Origin of the sequence: Pseudomonas sp. B16(2017) (assembly GCF_002113205.1) — a bacterium.
In the GTDB taxonomy this organism is placed as follows: Bacteria; Pseudomonadota; Gammaproteobacteria; order Pseudomonadales; family Pseudomonadaceae; genus Aquipseudomonas; species Aquipseudomonas pharyngis.
This window is the reverse complement of record NZ_NEKA01000006.1, coordinates 246,967-265,511: the sequence shown is the minus strand read 5'-3', so window position 1 is coordinate 265,511 and position 18,545 is coordinate 246,967. Positions and strand designations below refer to the sequence as shown.

At 61.9% G+C, this 18,545-nt stretch carries 20 protein-coding genes; all 20 read right to left on the bottom strand.

Going from position 1 to position 18,545, the window contains the following annotated elements:
* Positions 1 to 3 precede the first annotated feature (3 nt).
* The 20 genes from fliR to CAG25_RS12700 all read right to left on the bottom strand — a co-directional run bounded on the left by fliR (position 4) and on the right by CAG25_RS12700 (position 18,534).
* Positions 4 to 789, bottom strand: a complete 786-nt coding sequence (gene fliR, locus CAG25_RS12800) for a flagellar biosynthetic protein FliR (RefSeq protein WP_085611525.1) — start codon at positions 787 to 789, stop codon at positions 4 to 6.
* Positions 790 to 792: 3 nt separating this feature from the next.
* The gene (gene fliQ, locus CAG25_RS12795) at positions 793 to 1,062 is read right to left on the bottom strand and encodes a flagellar biosynthesis protein FliQ (protein WP_007951951.1); all 270 of its coding nucleotides are present in this window, start codon (positions 1,060 to 1,062) and stop codon (positions 793 to 795) included.
* The gene (gene fliP, locus CAG25_RS12790; RefSeq protein ID WP_039765605.1) at positions 1,059 to 1,817 is read right to left on the bottom strand and encodes a flagellar type III secretion system pore protein FliP; all 759 of its coding nucleotides are present in this window, start codon (positions 1,815 to 1,817) and stop codon (positions 1,059 to 1,061) included. Before fliP ends, fliQ begins: the two co-directional genes overlap by 4 nt.
* Positions 1,817 to 2,275: a flagellar biosynthetic protein FliO gene (gene fliO / locus CAG25_RS12785; RefSeq protein WP_007951949.1), complete on the bottom strand. Its 459-nt coding sequence runs from the start codon at positions 2,273 to 2,275 to the stop codon at positions 1,817 to 1,819. Before fliO ends, fliP begins: the two co-directional genes overlap by 1 nt.
* Positions 2,276 to 2,734, bottom strand: coding sequence for a flagellar motor switch protein FliN (fliN, locus tag CAG25_RS12780; RefSeq protein WP_011333057.1), 459 nt, complete (start codon positions 2,732 to 2,734; stop codon positions 2,276 to 2,278).
* Between the two features lie 57 nt (positions 2,735 to 2,791).
* Positions 2,792 to 3,760 (bottom strand): flagellar motor switch protein FliM, encoded by a 969-nt coding sequence (gene fliM, locus CAG25_RS12775; protein ID WP_003222890.1) that lies wholly within the window; start codon positions 3,758 to 3,760, stop codon positions 2,792 to 2,794.
* A gap of 9 nt (positions 3,761 to 3,769) precedes the next feature.
* Positions 3,770 to 4,273: a flagellar basal body-associated protein FliL gene (fliL, locus tag CAG25_RS12770; protein ID WP_064594377.1), complete on the bottom strand. Its 504-nt coding sequence runs from the start codon at positions 4,271 to 4,273 to the stop codon at positions 3,770 to 3,772.
* 224 nt (positions 4,274 to 4,497) lie between these two features.
* On the bottom strand, positions 4,498 to 5,859 hold the full coding sequence (locus tag CAG25_RS12760; protein ID WP_085611527.1) for a flagellar hook-length control protein FliK: 1,362 nt from the start codon (positions 5,857 to 5,859) through the stop codon (positions 4,498 to 4,500).
* A 105-nt stretch (positions 5,860 to 5,964) separates the two neighbouring features.
* Positions 5,965 to 6,312: an Hpt domain-containing protein gene (locus CAG25_RS12755; RefSeq protein WP_085611528.1), complete on the bottom strand. Its 348-nt coding sequence runs from the start codon at positions 6,310 to 6,312 to the stop codon at positions 5,965 to 5,967.
* Between the two features lie 30 nt (positions 6,313 to 6,342).
* Positions 6,343 to 8,046 carry a fused response regulator/phosphatase gene (locus tag CAG25_RS12750; RefSeq protein ID WP_085611529.1) on the bottom strand — a complete coding sequence of 568 codons (1,704 nt, stop codon included), beginning with the start codon at positions 8,044 to 8,046 and terminating at the stop codon, positions 6,343 to 6,345.
* Between the two features lie 5 nt (positions 8,047 to 8,051).
* Positions 8,052 to 8,351, bottom strand: a complete 300-nt coding sequence (locus CAG25_RS12745) for an STAS domain-containing protein (RefSeq protein ID WP_011333053.1) — start codon at positions 8,349 to 8,351, stop codon at positions 8,052 to 8,054.
* Between the two features lie 101 nt (positions 8,352 to 8,452).
* A complete protein-coding gene (fliJ, locus tag CAG25_RS12740; protein ID WP_085611530.1) occupies positions 8,453 to 8,902 on the bottom strand; it encodes a flagellar export protein FliJ in 450 nt (149 codons plus the stop codon).
* 6 nt (positions 8,903 to 8,908) lie between these two features.
* The gene (fliI, locus tag CAG25_RS12735) at positions 8,909 to 10,267 is read right to left on the bottom strand and encodes a flagellar protein export ATPase FliI (protein ID WP_011333051.1); all 1,359 of its coding nucleotides are present in this window, start codon (positions 10,265 to 10,267) and stop codon (positions 8,909 to 8,911) included.
* On the bottom strand, positions 10,257 to 11,063 hold the full coding sequence (fliH, locus tag CAG25_RS12730; protein ID WP_085611531.1) for a flagellar assembly protein FliH: 807 nt from the start codon (positions 11,061 to 11,063) through the stop codon (positions 10,257 to 10,259). Before fliH ends, fliI begins: the two co-directional genes overlap by 11 nt.
* A 4-nt stretch (positions 11,064 to 11,067) precedes the next feature.
* Entirely contained in the window at positions 11,068 to 12,087 is a 1,020-nt protein-coding gene (gene fliG, locus CAG25_RS12725) for a flagellar motor switch protein FliG (protein ID WP_007958288.1), read from the bottom strand.
* Positions 12,080 to 13,867 carry a flagellar basal-body MS-ring/collar protein FliF gene (gene fliF, locus CAG25_RS12720; RefSeq protein WP_007958290.1) on the bottom strand — a complete coding sequence of 596 codons (1,788 nt, stop codon included), beginning with the start codon at positions 13,865 to 13,867 and terminating at the stop codon, positions 12,080 to 12,082. The genes fliG and fliF overlap by 8 nt, the downstream gene beginning before the upstream one ends.
* Positions 13,868 to 13,882: 15 nt before the next feature.
* Positions 13,883 to 14,212 (bottom strand): flagellar hook-basal body complex protein FliE, encoded by a 330-nt coding sequence (fliE, locus tag CAG25_RS12715; protein WP_011333048.1) that lies wholly within the window; start codon positions 14,210 to 14,212, stop codon positions 13,883 to 13,885.
* A 128-nt stretch (positions 14,213 to 14,340) separates the two neighbouring features.
* Complete coding sequence (locus CAG25_RS12710) at positions 14,341 to 15,732, bottom strand: sigma-54 dependent transcriptional regulator (RefSeq protein WP_064600713.1); 1,392 nt, start codon at positions 15,730 to 15,732, stop codon at positions 14,341 to 14,343.
* A gap of 5 nt (positions 15,733 to 15,737) precedes the next feature.
* The gene (locus CAG25_RS12705; RefSeq protein WP_039765586.1) at positions 15,738 to 16,949 is read right to left on the bottom strand and encodes a PAS domain-containing sensor histidine kinase; all 1,212 of its coding nucleotides are present in this window, start codon (positions 16,947 to 16,949) and stop codon (positions 15,738 to 15,740) included.
* 109 nt (positions 16,950 to 17,058) lie between these two features.
* Complete coding sequence (locus CAG25_RS12700) at positions 17,059 to 18,534, bottom strand: sigma-54 dependent transcriptional regulator (RefSeq protein WP_039765583.1); 1,476 nt, start codon at positions 18,532 to 18,534, stop codon at positions 17,059 to 17,061.
* Positions 18,535 to 18,545: the final 11 nt, after the last annotated feature.

The following is an 18,545-nucleotide window of genomic DNA, read 5'->3' as shown; positions in this document are numbered from 1 at the left end:
GACTCAGCGCGCCTTTGCCAGTTCGCGTAAAAACTGCAAGGCCTCGGTGGCCAGCGGTTGATACTGATTGAGAATGTCCGCCAGCCCGACCCAGACGATGAACAGGCCGAGCACCAGGGTCAGCGGAAAGCCGATGGAGAAAATGTTCAGCTGTGGCGCAGCGCGGGTCATCACGCCAAAGGCGATGTTGACCACCAGCAGCGCGGTGACTGCCGGCAGCACCAGCAACAACGCGGCGCCCAGCACCCAGCCGAGCTTGCCGGCCAGCTCCCAGTAATGCGTGGTCATCAGCCCGCCGCCGACCGGCAGCGTGGTGAAGCTTTCCGTGAGCACTTCGAACACCACCAGGTGCCCGTTCATCGACAGGAACAGCAAGGTCACCAGCATCGTGAAGAACTGCCCGATCACCGCCACCGACACGCCGTTGGTAGGGTCAATCATCGACGCGAAGCCCATGCCCATCTGGATCGCGACGATCTGCCCCGCCACCACGAAAGCCTGAAAGAACAGTTGCAGAGAGAAGCCCAGCACCGCCCCCACCAGAATCTGCTCGGCGATCAGCAGCAGACCGCTGAGGTCCAGAGGGCTGACCGCCGGCATCGGCGGCAGGTTGGGCGTGATCACCACGGTGATCGCGAAGGCAAAGTAAAGACGGATCCGCCGGGGCACCAGCGTGGTTCCGAAGACCGGCATCACCATCAACATCGAGGCGACGCGAAACAGCGGCAGCATGAACGTCGCCACCCAGGTACTGATCTGGGTATCGGTCAGCTGAAGCAGCGATTGCATGGCTTAGCCGATGACCATCGGGATGTTTTTGTACAACTGGGTGATGTATTCCATGAACGTCTGCACCAGCCACGGGCCGGCGACGATCAGCGTCACCAGCATCACCAGCAGACGCGGCAGGAAGCTCAGGGTCTGTTCGTTGATCTGGGTGGCGGCCTGGAACATCGACACCAGCAGGCCCACCAACAGACTCGGCACCACCAGGATCGCCACCATCATGGTGGTCAGCCACAGGGCCTCGCGAAAGATGTCGACCGCTACTTCTGGCGTCATGGCGATACACCTCCGAAACTGCTGGCCAGGGTGCCGATGATCAGCGCCCAGCCATCCACCAGCACGAACAGCATGATTTTGAACGGCAGCGAGATGATCAGCGGCGACAGCATCATCATACCCATCGCCATCAGCACGCTCGCGACCACCAGGTCGATGATCAGGAACGGGATGAAGATCATGAAGCCGATCTGGAACGCGGTCTTCAGCTCAGACGTCACGAAGGCCGGCACCAGAATGGTCAGCGGCGCAGCATCCGGCGTCGCGATGTCGGTGCGTTTGGACAGGCGCATGAACAGCTCCAGGTCGCTGGAGCGGGTCTGGGCGAGCATGAAGTCCTTGATCGGCACCTGAGCCTTTTCCACTGCCTGCTGGGCCGTCAGCTTTTCCGCGAGGTACGGCTGCAAGGCATCGTTGTTCACGCGATCAAACACTGGCGCCATGATGAACAGCGTCAGGAACAGCGCCATGCCGGTGAGGATCTGGTTCGACGGTGTCTGCTGCAGGCCCAGGGCCTGACGCAGGATCGAGAAGACGATGATGATCCGGGTGAAACTGGTCATCAGGATGACGGCCGCCGGAATGAAGCTCAGCGCCGTCATGATCAGCAGGATCTGCAGGCTGACCGAGTACTCCTGCGCGCCCTCGGCGTTGGTGCCCAGGGTGATCGCCGGGATCGACAACGGATCAGCGGCGAATGCCAGCGGCGCGGCCAACATCAAGGCCAGGGTCAAGACGATGCGCAACGCACCCATTACTTCTTATCCTTCTGATCCTTGCCGAGGATCTTCAACAGATGCTGGGCAAATTCCGGAGTCGCTTTGTCGGCGGTGCTCGGCACCTCGACCGGCTCTTTGAGCACGTGCAACGCAGTGATGGTTCCGGGGCTGAGACCCAGCAGAATCTGCTCGTTACCGACCTGCACCAGCATCAGACGGTCACGCGGCCCGAGCGCGCGGGAACCGATCAACTCGATCACCTGGCCCTTGCCGGCGGGACCTGCCTGCTGCACCCGGCGCAACAGCCAGGCGAGGAAGAAGATCAAGCCCAGCACCAGCAACAGCCCCAGCACCAGCTGCGTCAACTGCCCCGCCACGCCGCTGTTGACGGCTGGCGCAGCCGCCGCTGCCGTGGTCGCCACCGGCTCGGCCGCCAGCACGCTGAACGGCAACGCCAGTGCCAGGCCGAACAAAGCCCCCAGAACCTTTTTCACTCAGCGCAGCTTCTTGATGCGTTCGCTCGGGCTGATCACGTCGGTCAGACGGATGCCGAACTTTTCGTTGACCACCACCACTTCACCGTGAGCGATCAGGGTGCCGTTGACCAGCACGTCCAGCGGCTCGCCGGCCAGACGATCAAGCTCGATCACCGAACCCTGGTTGAGTTGCAGCAGGTTGCGGATGTTGATGTCGGTGCTGCCCACTTCCATCGAGATCGACACCGGAATGTCGAGGATCACGTCCAGGTTCGGACCGTCGAGGGTCACCGGGTCGTTGTTCTTCGGCACGCTGCCGAACTCTTCCATCGGCAGACGGTTGGAGCTCGAAGTACCTGCGTCGGCGGCCAGCAGCGCGTCGATGTCGGCCTGCCCGGCTTCACCGGTTTCTTCCAGGGCGGCAGCCCATTCATCGGCCAGTGCCTGATCGTCCTGGGTGTTCATATCGTCGTTCATCATTTGTCCTCGGCGGGCAAAAAACCGGTAAAAGAATCAGGGAGTGAGGGCGCCGCTTCAGCGGCGCTCGATCGGCTCGATCACCTGCAACGCAAGGTTGCCTTTGTGCGAGCCCATCTTGACCTTGAAGGCCGGCACGCCGTTGGCGCGCATGATCATGTCTTCCGGCATCTCGACCGGAATCACGTCACCCGGCTGCATGTGCAGGATGTCGCGCAGCTTCAACTGGCGGCGGGCCACGGTGGCACCGATCGGCACGTCGACGTCGAGCACGTCCTGGCGCAGGGCATTGACCCAGCGTTCGTCCTGGTCGTCGAGGTCCGACTGGAAACCGGCGTCGAGCATTTCGCGCACCGGCTCGATCATCGAGTACGGCATGGTCACGTGCAGATCGCCGCCACCGCCGTCGAGTTCGATGTGGAACGTGGAAACCACGATCGCTTCGCTCGGGCCGACGATGTTGGCCATGGCCGGGTTCACTTCCGAGTTGATGTACTCGAAGTTGACTTCCATGATCGCCTGCCAGGCTTCCTTCAAGTCGACGAACGCCTGCTCCAGCACCATGCGCACCACGCGCAGCTCGGTCGGGGTGAATTCACGCCCTTCGATCTTGGCGTGACGGCCGTCGCCGCCGAAGAAGTTGTCCACCAGTTTGAACACCAGTTTGGCGTCGAGGATGAACAGCGCGGTGCCGCGCAGGGGTTTGATCTTGACCAGGTTGAGGCTGGTCGGCACGTACAGCGAGTGCACGTATTCGCCGAACTTCATCACCTGTACGCCACCGACGGCAACGTCCGCCGAGCGGCGCAGCATGTTGAACATGCTGATGCGGGTGTAGCGGGCAAAACGCTCGTTGATCATTTCCAGAGTCGGCATGCGTCCACGGACGATGCGATCCTGGCTGGTCAGGTCGTAGCTTTTGACACTGCCGGGTTCGGCAGCGTTATCGGTCTGTACCAGACCATCGTCGACACCATGCAACAGCGCGTCGATTTCATCCTGGGACAGCAGATCCTGCACGGCCATGTCGTGTTCCTACTGCAGTACGAAATTAGTGAAAAGCAACTGTTCGATCACCACTTTGCCCAGCTCTTTCTGCGCCACTTCCTGGACGCTGGCTGTGGCCTTCTGGCGCAACATCTCTTGACCGACCGGGGTCGCCAGCGTGGCGAAATCCTGACCGGAGAAGAGCATCACCAGGTTGTTGCGGATCACCGGCATGTGCACTTTGAGCGCTTCCAGATCCGCCTGATTGCGCGCCAGCATGGTGATGCTCACCTGCATGTAGCGCTGACGGCCGTTCTGGTTGTAGTTGGCCACGAAGGCCGGCGCCATCGGCTCGAAAATCGCCGGCTGCTTGCCGACCGGGGCCGCTTCGGCGGCCGCCGCAGGCTTGCTCTGGGCACTGTGCATGAAGAACCACGTCGCCCCCACGGACGTACCGATGGCCAGCAACAGACCCAACACGATCATGATGATCAGCTTGAGTTTGCCTTTGGTTGCGGGGTCTTTTACTGCTGCAGCTTCGCTCTTCGCCATGCCAATAATCCGTCACTAATCGGGTTTTCACAGTCGCACGGCAAGGCAAGAGCAAGTGTTATGCCAGAAGTGTCGGAGCATCGTGGAGAGCACCACAAACCAATGTGGGAGCGGCGGTGCGACGATTCGACTTGCTCGCGAATGCGGTTCAACATTCAACAGATGTGTTGTTTGTCTTACCGATTTCGCGAGCAAGCCCGCTCCCACAGGAGTACAGCGTCGTGTCAGGCGTAGTAGTCGACGGCGCTGCTGCCGATCACGCTAGTGGTCTGAACGGCGGATTCAGCCACGGCAGTCGGCGTCAACTCTTCTTCAGCCGAATCCAGGCGACCGCCGGCAGCGCTGGTGCGACCACTCTGCCCCTGCTGCGCCTGTTCCTGGCCCTGGCCCTGCCAGCCACGGTTCTGGTCGGAAACGTTGACATCGACCTGCCCCATGCCTTGCTGGTTGAACATGTCGCGCAGGCGGTGCATCTGACCGTCGAGGGCTTCACGCACGCTCGGATGCGCGCTCATGAAGGTCACCTGGGTCTGCTGGTCCGGCACCATGTTCACCCGGATATCCAGACGCCCAAGCTCGGCTGGCTGCAACTGGATGTCGGCGGCCTTCAGGTTGTTGCTCGACAGGTACATGACCCGGTTGACTACTTCTTCGGTCCAGCCGTTCTGGTGCATGGCGATCGGCTGGTTCACCGGCACCGCATTGGCGGTTTTCGGTGTGGCAGCCTGGGTCAGTGCCGCCAGACGGTTGGCGAAATCATCCACGCGGGTGTCGCTGGTGGCGGTCTTCAGATCTTTCAGGCCGTCATCGATCAAACCGCTGAACGCCTTTTCACCGCCCTGACTGGTGCTGTCCTTGTCCGCCTGCACATCCAGCATGCTGGCCATGCCGGCAGCGAAATTCTGCGCCGAGGTCAATTCACCGTCGGCCTGAGCCTGGGCCGGGGTGGCCTTGGGCTGGGACTGGCTGGAAGCGGAAATGTGACCGCTCTGCTCCATCGCCAGGCGCACGGCGGGAAGCGAATCCAGCGGATCCGCCTCGGGGTCGAAGGCCGGGTCAGTGGCCGGCGCCGGATCCTTGACCATTCCTGGCAATGCCGCCACGGCAGGTTTGTCGGTTTCCGGTTGCGCAGCTGTCTCGACGACCGGCGTGTCCACCACCGGTACCGTGACGACGGGCTCCACCGCCGCCACCAGTGCCGGGTCCACCGGCGCCGTTTCGGCAACGGGGGCCGGCGCTGTTTCAGCCATTTCGTTATCGGCCGTGGTCTTGTCGTCCGTTGCCGCCGTCGCCGGTTTGTCGGCGGGCAAGGCTTTGCCGCTATCGGCAACCTCCGGCGTCGGGGCGGCAGACTGATCCTTGCCGAGGTCTTTCTTGCCGCTGTTGTCGGCAACCTTGTCACGGGCAGGCTTGACCGAATTGTCGACGGTCACCGAGGGCTTGTTCGGGCCTTGATCGGCGAACACCTGAGCGAAGCTGGAGGCCTTGTCCCCGGGCTCTGCGGCCACTGCCGATGACTTGGCCGAGGCAGCTTGCGCCTTGGCCTGGGCGGCGGTCTGAAGAAGAATGTTGGGGCTTGCAGGCATGGCACGGTCTCCGCTGCACTGGGATCGTAGGTACAGTTGGGATAGATGACTGCAAGTGCCGGGCCAGTTTCGCCAGGAAACCTGCAAAACCGCCCGACGGCAGAATCAGTGCGTCAGCGAGCGCTGCCGCTCGGCGACATATACGGGCCGCACATCGTCGAATTCGCGATGAATATCGGCGACCAGTTTGATGATTTCAGAAGGGCTTTTGTCTTTGGCATGCTGTTCCAGCTCCTGGCACAGCACCGCAAGACGGGTCGCCCCCATGTTGCTGCTGCTGCCCTTGAAGCTGTGCGCAACGCGAGACAATGCGTCGGCATCGGCAGTCTGCTGCAACTCCCGCAGGCGATTTTCGGAATCGGCGAGAAAGGTATCCAGCAGTTCCGGATAGCTGTCTTCCATCACTTCCCGCAGCGCGCTCAGCGCTTTGTGGTCCACCTGTGTATCAGCCACTTGTTCACTCCTTGATCAAGAATGCGCGGATTATGCCAGAGCCTCCCAGAAAAATTCCACGCGGGCACTGCGACCATCGTCTGACCAGCTTGGATTTTTGCTCAATTGGCGGATCAGACTGACACCGCGCCCTGACAGACGGACTTCGTCGAGCGGCCGCTCCATCACGCGCGCGACGTCAAATCCCTGACCGCTGTCTTCGACCCGCACCACCAGACAACCGCCCTCGCCTTCCGGCCGCACCTGCAAATGCACGCGCACGTAACCGTCCTGCAGGGCCTCGAGGCGCGCATTGCGCTGCTCGTAATAATGGGCGAAACCCGAGGCATCGCGCTTGAGGCTCGAGTCCAGGCCCAGTACACCATGCTCCAGCGCATTGGAATAAAGCTCGGCCAGCACGCTGTACAGTGCGCCACTCTGCGCCCGCAAGCCATGCACCTCAAGCAGCAACTGCAACAGGTAAGGCAGCGGATTGAAACGCTTGAGCGTGGCACCGCGAAATTCGAAGCTCACCGACCAGTCCAGCGGACAGGACTGGCCACTGTCGGAATACACCGGCGCCGATGGATTGATCTGCTCGGCCTCCAGCAGGCTGACCTCGACCATGCTCACATCGTCCCGGGCCTCACCGCGAAAGTCCTGCAACGCCTGCTCGATGTCCTCGAACAGCCGATCCGGCTGGCGATTGGCAGCGAACACCTTGTGCAGGCGCTCGACACCAAACAACTGATCGTTGGCATCGCAGGTGTCGATGACCCCGTCCGAGAGCAGGAACACGCGGTCGCCCACCGCCATCGGGTGAACTTCGGTGCGGTCATCGAAAGTCTGCGGGCTGAGCACCCCCAGCGGCAGGTGGCGTGCCGCCAGCGGCGTGCGCTCCCCGGTGGCGAGGCAATGCAGATAGCCGTCCGGCATGCCGCCGTTCCAGACCTCCACCGAGCGTCGCTGAAAACTCAGGCACAACAGCGTCGCGCAACAGAACATATCCACCGGCAGGATGCGCTTGAGCTTGGCGTTCATTTCCCGCAGGGTCTCGGCCAGACCGTAACCCTTGGCGGTCATGCCATAGAACACCTCGGCAAGCGGCATGGCGCCGACCGCCGCCGGCAAGCCATGCCCGGTGAAGTCGCCAAGCAACACATGCATGTCGCCGGCCGGGGTGTACGCGGCCAACAGCAGATCGCCGTTGAACAGCGCATAGGGTGATTGCAGGTAACGGATGTTCGGTGCGCTCAGGCAACCAGAATGCGCGACCTTGTCGAACACGGCCTTGGCGACCCGTTGCTCGTTGAGCAGATAGTCGTGGTGTTTGGCGATCAGGTCGCGCTGTTGAAGAACCGTGGCCTGTAAACGTCGCAAGCGATCCATTGCCTTGATTTTGGCGGCGAGGATCACCTGGTTGTACGGCTTCGCCAGAAAGTCGTCACCGCCGGCTTCAAGACAACGGGCCAGGGCTTCACTTTCCGTCAGCGAGGTGAGGAAGATGATCGGCACCAGGTTTTCACCCGCCAGCTTCTTGATCTGCCGTGCAGCTTCGAACCCATCCATGACGGGCATCATGGCGTCCATTAACACCAGATGCGGTTTTTGCCGGATGAATGTCTCGACCGCCTCCGCACCGTGGGTGGCCGTCAGCACCTCGTGCCCCTGGCGACGGACGATGGTCGACAACAACAACCGGTCGGCGGCGCTGTCTTCGGCGATCAGGATCGTCAGCGGCTCTAGCGGCTGCATGGCCGTCAACTGATGTCGAACAATTTGTCGAAGTTGGAGATGGCGAGGATTTTTTTCACGTCGGAACTGCTGTTGACCACGCGAATTTCCGAGTCGTCACCGCCGACGTGATCACGCAGCAGAAGCAGCATGCCGAGCGCCGAACTGTCGAGATAGGTCGCCTCCTTGAGGTCGACAATCACCGATTCGGGCTGCTCTTTTTCGTAGGATTGGCGAAATTCCTGATGCTTGGCGAAATCGAATCGCCCCTTGACCGAAATCGTCAGTTTTTTCTTGTCCGCAGAGACTTCTGTAACGACTGACATGTACTGGCTTCCTTGTCATTGACGAACTTGTACAAGGTTTAGCACTTGGAGGGACCATGGGCAAGGCGCGATAGCGTCGGGATCTGTCAGAGATCGGCTCGTCAAAACGCCTCATGACGCGGCAAACGCTGGGACAACTCGTCCAGCAGCTTCTGTTCGCGCTTGTCTTCGGCGCGCTGGGCTTCATCGCGATAGCGCTGTACAAGTTTGCGCAAACCTTCGACCCGGGCGAATGCCTGTTGCCAGGCGTCACGGGCCTTGTCCAGGTTGTTCTGGTGCCATTGCAGACTTTGACGCTGTTGATCGACAGCGGTGTCGAGTTGCGCCAGAAAACCCTGAAAACCCAGCAGCCATTGACCGGTCACGCCGGTGCTGCCGCGCACGATCCACTGCTGCGAATACTCCAGACGAAAGGCGTTGAGGTCGGCGAGTTTGCTCTCGGCGACTTTCACCTGCCCCTGAAAGTAGCCCAGGCGTTGCACGGCGGTTTTCTCGGCCTTCTCGGCCATGCCCACCACCGGCGCCAGACGCGCGGCTCGACTCAGGGCCATGACCGGTTACCCGCCGGCCGCCGGGGCGAAAATCGTTTCGAGGTACGCCTCGCTTTCACCCAGGCTGATTTTGTCGTTGAGCCCCTGACGCAAGTATCTGACCAGTTGCGGTTGCAGATTGATGGCAAGGTCCGTCTCGCGGTCACCGCCAGCGACATAGGCGCCGACGCTGATCAGGTCGCGGCTCTGTTGATAGCGCGACCACAGCTGTTTGAAGTATTGCGCGCGCTGCATGTGTTCCGGCGCCACGACTGCAGGCATCACCCGGCTGATCGAGGCTTCGATATCGATGGCCGGGTAATGCCCTTCCTCGGCCAGCCGCCGCGACAGCACGATGTGCCCGTCAAGTACACCCCGCGCAGAGTCGGCAATCGGGTCCTGCTGGTCATCGCCCTCGGACAGCACGGTATAGAACGCTGTGATCGAACCACCGCCCTTCTCCGCGTTACCGGCACGCTCCACCAGTTTCGGCAGTTTGGCGAATACCGACGGCGGATAACCCTTGGTCGCCGGCGGCTCGCCGATGGCCAGGGCGATTTCCCGCTGGGCCTGTGCGAAACGGGTCAGGGAATCCATCAGCAACAGGACGTTCTTGCCCTTGTCGCGGAAATATTCGGCGATCCGCGTGCAGTACATCGCCGCGCGCAGACGCATCAGTGGCGCATCGTCCGCCGGCGACGCCACCACCACGGAGCGCTTGAGGCCTTCTTCACCGAGGATGTGCTCGATGAACTCTTTAACTTCTCGACCCCGCTCACCGATCAGGCCGACGACGATAATGTCGGCCTCGGTGAAGCGGGTCATCATGCCCAGCAACACCGACTTACCGACACCGGTACCGGCGAACAGACCCAGACGCTGACCGCGACCGACCGTCAACAAACCGTTGATGCTACGAATGCCGACATCCAGCGGCACGCTGATCGGGTCTCGGTTGAGCGGGTTGATCGTCGGGCCGTCCATCGGCACCCAGTCTTCGGCCTTCATGCCGCCCTTGCCGTCCAGCGCCCGTCCGGCGCCGTCCAGCACGCGACCGAGCATGCTCATGCCCATCGGCAGGCGTCCGGTGTCGGCCAGCGGCACCACGCGGGCGCCCGGGGCAATGCCGGCCACGCTGCCGACCGGCATCAGGAACACCTTGCTGCCGGAGAAGCCCATGACTTCGGCCTCAACCTGGGACGGGTGATAGGTGTCGTCGTTGATCACCATGCAGCGGGTGCCCATGGCGGCGCGCAGGCCTTCGGCCTCGAGCGTCAGGCCGACCATGCGCAGCAGGCGCCCTTCGAGGATCGGCGCACCGGCGATTTCGGTGGCCTCGGCGTAAGTGCTCAGGCGCTTGGCGAAACTGGTGCGTTCAAGGCGCATCGGGGGCGTCCGCGAGCGGCTCTTCTGCGACCGGTGCCGGTTTCGGCGTTTCCGGCAAGTCCAGACTCAGGTCCGGCGCGGCCGGGTGCAGGGCCTGCTCGTGCAACTGGTCGAACAGCTTGGCCATGACCTGGCTGACGCGGGTTTCGATGCTCGCATCGATCCGGCTGTGGTCGGTCTCGACCCGGCAACCGCCCGGCAGCAAGGTTTCGTCCTCGACGATGCGCCAGGTTTCCTCATGACGTTCGCGCAGGGCTTTGACCTGTTCGAAATCCTGCGGATTGACGTACAGCCGCACATTGCCCACACCCAGCGGCAACAGCTTGAGGGCGTCGCGCATGACGTGTTCGATCTGCGTCGAGTCGATGGCCAGTTCGCGCTGAATCACCTGACGGGCGATGTGCTGCACGAGGTCGACCAGCGACTTTTCGATCTGGGTGTCTTGCTCGGCAATAGGCTCGAACAGGTGCGCCATCAGTTGCTCAAGGCTATCGACCTTGGCCGTCAGGACCACTTCTGCTTCCTGGCGCACCTTGAGGGTGGCGCTGTGAAAGCCTTCCTTTTCGCCGATGGCGAAGCCCTCGTTGTAGGCCTCCTGACGGATGCTTTCGAGTTCTTCCAGCGTCAGTGGCTGGACTTCCTCCAGCGGCACTTCTTCCATTTCCGGCGGTTCGGGCTCCGGTTCCGGCTCGGGCTCAGGCGCCGGCGGATCGAAGCTGGGCAAGGCCCAGGTATCGAAGCCGCGGACGTCCCGGGCACGGATCAGGTCCGTCACATCGTCGTCATGCTTGTCCATGGGCTTAAATCATTTCCTCGCCGCCCTTGCCACCGAGCACAATTTCTCCGGCTTCGGCCATACGGCGGGCGATGGTGAGGATTTCCTTCTGCGCGGTCTCCACGTCGCTGACGCGCACCGGGCCCTTGGCCTCGAGGTCGTCGCGCAGCAGTTCGGCGGCACGCTTGGACATGTTCTTGAAGATCTTCTCCTTGACGCCTTCGTCCGAACCCTTGAGGGCCAGCACCAGCACATCGGAAGAGACTTCGCGCAGCAGCGCCTGGATACCGCGGTCGTCGACATCGGCCAGGTTGTTGAACACAAACATGAGGTCTTCGATCTGACCGGACAGGTCTTCGTCGACTTCGCGGATCGAGTCCATGAGCTGGCCTTCGATCGAGCTGTCGAGGAAGTTCATGATGTCCGCCGCCCGCTTGATACCACCCAGGGTGGTGCGCGAAGCGTTCGAGTTGCCGGAGAACTGCTTCTCGAGGATCTGGTTCAATTCTTTCAGTGCGGCCGGCTGCACGGTGTTCAACGACGAGACGCGCAGGATGATGTCCAGACGCACCTTGTGGTCGAAGTTGCCCAGTACTTCACCGGCCTGATCCGGATCGAGGTACGCGACCACGATCGCCTGGATCTGCGGGTGTTCGTAACGGATCACGTCGGCAACGGCGCGCGGCTCCATCCATTTCAGGCTGTCGAGACCACTGGTGTTACCGCCCAGCAGAATGCGGTCGATCAGGCCGTTGGCCTTGTCTTCACCCAGGGCCTGGGTGAGCATTTTGCGCACGTAGTCGTCGGAGCCGACGCCCAGGCTGGTCTGGTCGCCGACAATGTCGACGAACTCGCTCATGACCTGCTCGACCTGCTCACGGTGGACGTTGCCCATCTGGGCCATGGCCACGCCAACTCGCTGGACCTCTTTGGGGCCCATGTGGCGCAGCACTTGTGCGGCATCGGTCGAACCCAGGGACAGCAGCAAAATCGCGGCTTTATCGACCCGGGACAGTTTGGCGACGGCGGCTCGGTTATCACTCATCTGCGTTAATCCACTCTTTCACGACCTGGGCCACACGACCCGGGTCTTCTGCCACCAGACTCTTGATTGCGTTCAACTGTGCGTCATAACCCTCGCTCGGGCTCGGCAGCAGAATGCTGGTCGGGCCGCCGAGGCTGACGCGATCGTTGGACAGTTCACCATCCAGACCGCCCATGCCACCGAGTTCCATGTCGCCGCCCAGACCGGCCAGCTCCTTGCTTTTGCCGCCACCGGTGATGTTGTTGAGCACCGGACGCAGCACGCCGAACACCAGCACCAGGATGAACAGCACACCCAGCACTTGTTTGACGATGTCCCAGAACCATGGCTGGGAGTAGAACGGAATGTCGGCGATCACTTCGCCGCGCTCGGCGGAGAACGGCATGTTGATCACGCTGACGCTGTCGCCACGGCTGGCGTCGAAGCCGACGGCGTCCTGTACCAGACGGGTGAAGCGCGCCAATTCGTCGGCGCTCCACGGCGCGCGAGTCGTTTCGCCGTTGGCCGGGTTGATCTTGACCTGATCGTCCACCACCACCGACACCGACAGGCGATTCAGGCGACCCTGCTGCTGTTTGGTGTGGCTGATGGAACGGTCGAGTTCGAAGTTCTTGGTGGATTGTTGACGCTTGTCCGCCGGGTACGGCGCGAGCATCGGCTGGCCGGTGGCCGGGTCCATGATCTGCTGACCGTTGGCATCAACCAGTGGCTGGCCTGGCTGCACCATGCTCGCCGGGGCGGCTGCGCCACCGGTGGTCTGCGGCGCCGAAGCCGGCGAAGGTGGCTGGTTGCTCAAGGCACCCGGCACACCTTGCGGGCCATTGCTGGCAGTGCGTTGTTCGTTGACCGACTGTTCGCTGCGCAGGGCCGGTTGATCCGGGTTGAACTGCTCGGCAGTCGACTCGACGGCACTGAAATCGACGTCGGCCGAGACTTCAGCCTTGTAGCGATCGTTGCCCAGTACCGGTTGCAGAATGTTGTGCACGCGCTGGGTGAGCATGCTTTCCATGCGGCGGCTGTAGTCGAACTGCTTGCCGGCCATGGTCATTTCGGAGTTTTCCGCCTGATCCGACAGCAGGTTGCCCTTCTGGTCGACGACGGTGATCTGCGATTTGCTCAGCTCGGGAACGGAGGTCGCCACCAGGTTGATGATGGCAACCACTTGGCCTGGCTCCAGCGAACGACCGGAGTACAGCTCGACCAGTACCGAAGCGCTTGGCTTGCGTTCGTCACGCACGAACACCGAGCTTTTCGGGATCGCCAAGTGAACACGTGCGCCCTTGACGTTGTTCAGGCTGGAGATGGTGCGGGCCAGTTCGCCTTCGAGGCCGCGACGATAACGGGTCGCTTCCATGAACTGACTGGTGCCCAGACCCTGTTCCTTGTCGAGGATTTCAAAACCGATGTTGCCGTCGCTGGGAGTGACACCAGCGGCCGCGAGCTTGAGCCGCGCACGGGACAGGTCATCGGCCTTGACCAGCAAGGCGCCGGAATTCGGTTCGACGGTGTAGGGAATGTCGGCGGAGGCCAGGGTGTCCATGACCTGCTTGGCGTCCATGCCGGCAAGGCTGCCGTACAGAGGCCGGTAGTCCGGTTGCTGCGACCACAGCACCACGGCAAAGCCAATCGCCACGCTCGCGGCCAGGCCGACCAACAGGCCCACCTGACGCAGCACGGTCATCTCGGAGAGGTTTTCCAGGAAGGACAGGCCGAACAGCGGCGGTTTGCCGTCTATCGGGGTGGCCTTGGCCGGAACGTTATCGGCGACTGCTTCTGCCATGACTCAATCTCGTCCTTAAACCGGCATCTGCATGATGTCTTGATAAGCCTGAACCAGCTTGTTGCGCACCTGGGTCAGGGCCTGGAACGATACGCTGGCTTTCTGCGAGGCAATCATCACGTCCGTCAGATCGACGCCGCTCTTGCCGATCTCGAACGCGTTGGCCAATTGGCTCGACGCCTGCTGGGTATCGTTCACTTTGTTGATGGCTTGACCGAGCATGTCGGAAAAGTTGCTGCCTGCCACTTCCGGGACAGCGGAAGTCGATTTCGGCTTCGACATGGCGTCCATTTGCATGGCCTTCATATCCATCATCAACCGATTAAATTCAATACCTTGGCTCATGGTCTACTCTCTTGGGCGGCCCGCAATTTTTTGACACTCACTCGGCGGGTACTCAGGTGTTAGCAACAACGGTGCCAGCTCATGGGCACCGCTTTCAGAAAAGCCGTTTCAAACGTTTGCGCCACCCGTCAGGTGGCGAACAGGTAGCCTTCGACATCCATGCCCGCATCGCGCATTTGCGCTAGTTTGTAACGCAGGGTGCGCGGGCTGATGCCGAGTTTTTCGGCCGCTTCCTTGCGCCGGCCGCGCTCGGTACGCAGGGTGTCGATGATCATCTGGAACTCGCGGCGACGCAGGTCATCGCCCAGCGCACCGGCCGAATCCGCCTCGATCTCGACTTCACGAATGACCGGCGCAACCGGAACGGCCGCCGGCAATGGAGCGAACAGCGCAGGCCCGGAGAGACAGAAATCCTGCGGCTGGATCAACCCGCCCTGCTGCAGAATCAAGGCCCGCTGGATCGCGTTATCCAGCTCGCGCACATTGCCCGGCCACGGATACCCGATCAGGCACGCTTGCGCTTCGGGCGAGAACTTCGCCGTCGCATGCTTCATTTTATTGACGTGTTTGGCCAACAGACGCTCGGCCAGCGGCAGGATATCGGCGGTGCGCTCGCGCAGCGGACGCCAGGCCAGCGGAAATACCGACAGACGATAATAGAGGTCTTCACGGAAGCGCCCCGCCGCCACTTCGCCGGCCAGATCACGGTTGGTGGTCGCTACCACGCGGATATCCAGGGTGATCGGCTTGCGGGCGCCGACCCGCTCCACTTCCCGCTCCTGCAACACCCGCAGCAGTTTGGCTTGCAGGCCGAGGGGCATTTCGGAAATTTCATCGAGCAGAATGGTGCCGCCGTCCGCCTGTTCGAACTTGCCGGCCTGGGCCGCAATGGCGCCGGTGAACGAGCCTTTTTCGTGACCGAACAGGGTGGCTTCGAGCATGTTGTCCGGGATCGCCGCACAGTTGATCGCAATGAACGGCTGACTGGCGCGATGGGATTGCTGGTGAATGTAGCGCGCCAGCACTTCCTTGCCGGTGCCGGACTCGCCGGAAATCAGCACGGTGGAATCACTGCGCGCGACCCGCGCTGCCAGATCCAGCAATTGCGCACTGGCAGGCTCGACCGCGACCGGGCCTTCGGCATCACTGACGCCAAGGCTGCCCAAGGCGTGACGGGCTACCAGATCCAGCAGAGCCTTGGGTTCGAACGGCTTGACCAGATAATCCGCCGCGCCTTGACGCATCGCATCGACCGCGCGCTCGACCGCACCATGGGCGGTCATCAGCAGCACCGGCAATTGCGGCTGTCGCGCGCGCAGCAGGCCGAGCAATTGATGGCCGTCCATGCCCGGCATGTTGACGTCGCTGACCACCAGACTGAACGCTTCGCGCTCGACGGCGCTCAGCGCCTCTTCGGCCGAACCCACTGCGTGATAGTCGTGACCGGCCAGCAGCAGCGTATCGGCCAGCGCTTCACGCAACGAGCGGTCGTCCTCGACCAGCAGAACCTTGATGCCCATGACCTTCACTCAGCTCCCTGAACAGCAGAAAACAACGGCAGGATGACCTGCGCGCACGTACCGCGCCCGACCCGCGAACGCAGCTGCAATTCTCCCTGATGCGCACGCGCCACGGCCTTGACCACGGTCAGGCCCAGGCCGGTCCCGGTGACTTTGGTGGTGAAAAACGGCTCGCCCAGCCGCGCCAGCACCGCCGCATCAATACCGCTGCCGCTGTCGCTGACACACAAACGCAAGGTGTTGTCGCGGGTATAGCAATGCACCTTCAGACGCACCTCACCGGCACTCGCCTGAATGGCGTTTTCAATCAGATTGAGCAGCGCCCCGACCAGCGTGTCGCGATTGCACAGCAACTCGCCGGCATGGCTGTCGCATTGCCAGCGGATCGGCAGATCCTGCACATGGGTCAGCGCCGCGGCCTGCAACGACTGCATCAAGGCATTCGGCGTGACACGGTCGGTCAGCGGCAGCTCGCCACGGGCGAAGACCAGCATGTCGCGCACCTGATGCTCCAGCTCATGCAGACGCTCCTTGAGGCGACCGGCAAAACGCTGCTGGGTCGCGACCGGCAGTTCCTGCTCGGTCAAATGACTGGCGTACAGCAACGCGGCGGACAACGGTGTGCGGATCTGATGAGCCAGCGACGCGACCATCCGCCCCAGGGACGACAGGCGCTCGTGGCGCGCCAGTTGATCCTGCAAGTGACGGGTTTCAGTCAGGTCGTTGAGCAGCACCAACTGCCCGGGCTCGGCATCCAGCGAGCGGGTGGCAATCGACAGGCGTCGACCGTTTTTCAAGGAAATTTCGTGACCGTCATCTTCACGGGGCGCGAAGCAACGGGTGATGACGTGGCGCCACAGCTCGCCTTCCAGCGGCAGGCCAAGCAATTCGATAGCGGCAGGATTGGCCTCGCACACAATGCCGTGACCGTCGATGACGATGACGCCACCGGGCAACAGGTCGAGGAGGTTTTGCAGACGGTTGGCCAGGCGTTCTTTTTCCGCCAGTTCCTGCATGCGCTGGGCACTGACCACGGCCAGCTCGCCCTTGAGCTCGGTGACCCGGGCTTCGAGCATGCTGTAGGAGTCGGTCAACTGGCTGGACATCTGGTTGAACAGGGCGAATGCCTGCTCAAGCCCCTGGCGGCTCGCCTGCTCTACGGACGGCAGTTGCCCCGAGGACTCGGGAACAGAAGACATCTGGGAGGCTTGGGGCATTGTGCTTCTCGCTTGGCTGACCGTCAGTGAAACGGAACGTTGCGAGGGACATAGCAATACCCGTGCCTAAAAAAAACCGCTTATAAATGAAGCAGTTGAAAAACAGGCGTCAATCATCCGCCTGTTCATCACCTTCACGACGGCTCATGCCGTACTTGCGCATCTTCTCCACCAGCGTGGTGCGGCGAATGCGCAGGCGCTCGGCGGCGCGAGCCACAATACCATTGGCATCGTCCAGCGCCTGCTGGATCAGGCCCTGCTCCAGACCACCGAGGTAGTCCTTCAGGTCGAGACCTTCCGGCGGCAACAGGGCGTTGGCGCTGAAGTCCGGCGTATGGCCGTTGATCGCCACGCGCTCTTCCAGGTCGCTGCGCAGGCTGTCGACCATCTGCTCGTCTTCGTCGTCGACGTAGCGGAATTTCTTCGGCAACTCGACCACGCCGATCACCCCGTACGGGTGCATGATCGCCATGCGCTCCACCAGGTTGGCCAGCTCGCGGACGTTGCCCGGCCAGCCGTGGCGGCACAGGGACATGATTGCAGCGGAGTTGAAGCGGATCGAACCGCGCTTCTCGTGCTCCATGCGCGAGATCAGCTCGTTCATCAGCAGCGGAATATCTTCGACGCGCTCACGCAGCGGCGCCATCTCGATCGGGAACACGTTCAGGCGATAGTAAAGGTCTTCGCGGAAGGTGCCGATCTCGATCATGCTTTCGAGATTCTTGTGGGTCGCGGCGATGATGCGCACGTCGACGCTCTGGGTCTTGTTGCTGCCCACGCGCTCGAAGGTGCGCTCCTGCAGCACGCGCAGCAACTTGACCTGCATCGGCAGCGGCATGTCGCCGATTTCGTCGAGGAACAGCGTACCGCCGTTGGCCAGCTCGAAGCGGCCGGCACGGCTGGTGATCGCGCCGGTGAAGGCGCCCTTCTCGTGACCGAACAGTTCGCTTTCCAGCAACTCGGCCGGGATCGCCCCGCAGTTGACCGGTACGAACGGCGCGTCGCGGCGCTTGGAGTGGTAATGCAGGTTGCGTGCGACCACTTCCTTGCCGGTACCGGACTCGCCGAGGATCAGAACGCTGGCGTCGGTGTCAGCCACTTGCTGCATCATCTGACGCACGTGCTGGATCGCGCGGCTGGTGCCGACCAGGCTGCGGAACAGGTTGGGTTCGCGATGCCGACCACGCTCACGGGCCTGGTCGTACATCTCGCGATAGACCTGGGCACGGTGCAGGGAGTCCAGCAGTTTGCTGTAGCTCGGTGGCATTTCGAGGGTCGAAAGCACCCGGCGGCGTTGGTCTTCGGGCAGGTCCACCGAAGAATTATCGCCCATCAGCAAAACCGGAAGGAACTCATCCCAGGTTGAGAGTGTCTTTAGCAAGCCCAAAAGCGCACCAGGAGCATTAACCGTCCCGATCAGTACGCAAATGACCTCACGACTAGACGACAAAGAGCCGACTGCCTGCTGCCAGTCATGGCTTCCGCAGGGTAAATTTTCTTCGCCAAGAAAATTTAAGATCACCGCCAGGTCGCGGCGGCGGACGCTATCGTCATCGATCAGCAGAATTTTGGTTTCACGCCACATGCAATAGCAAC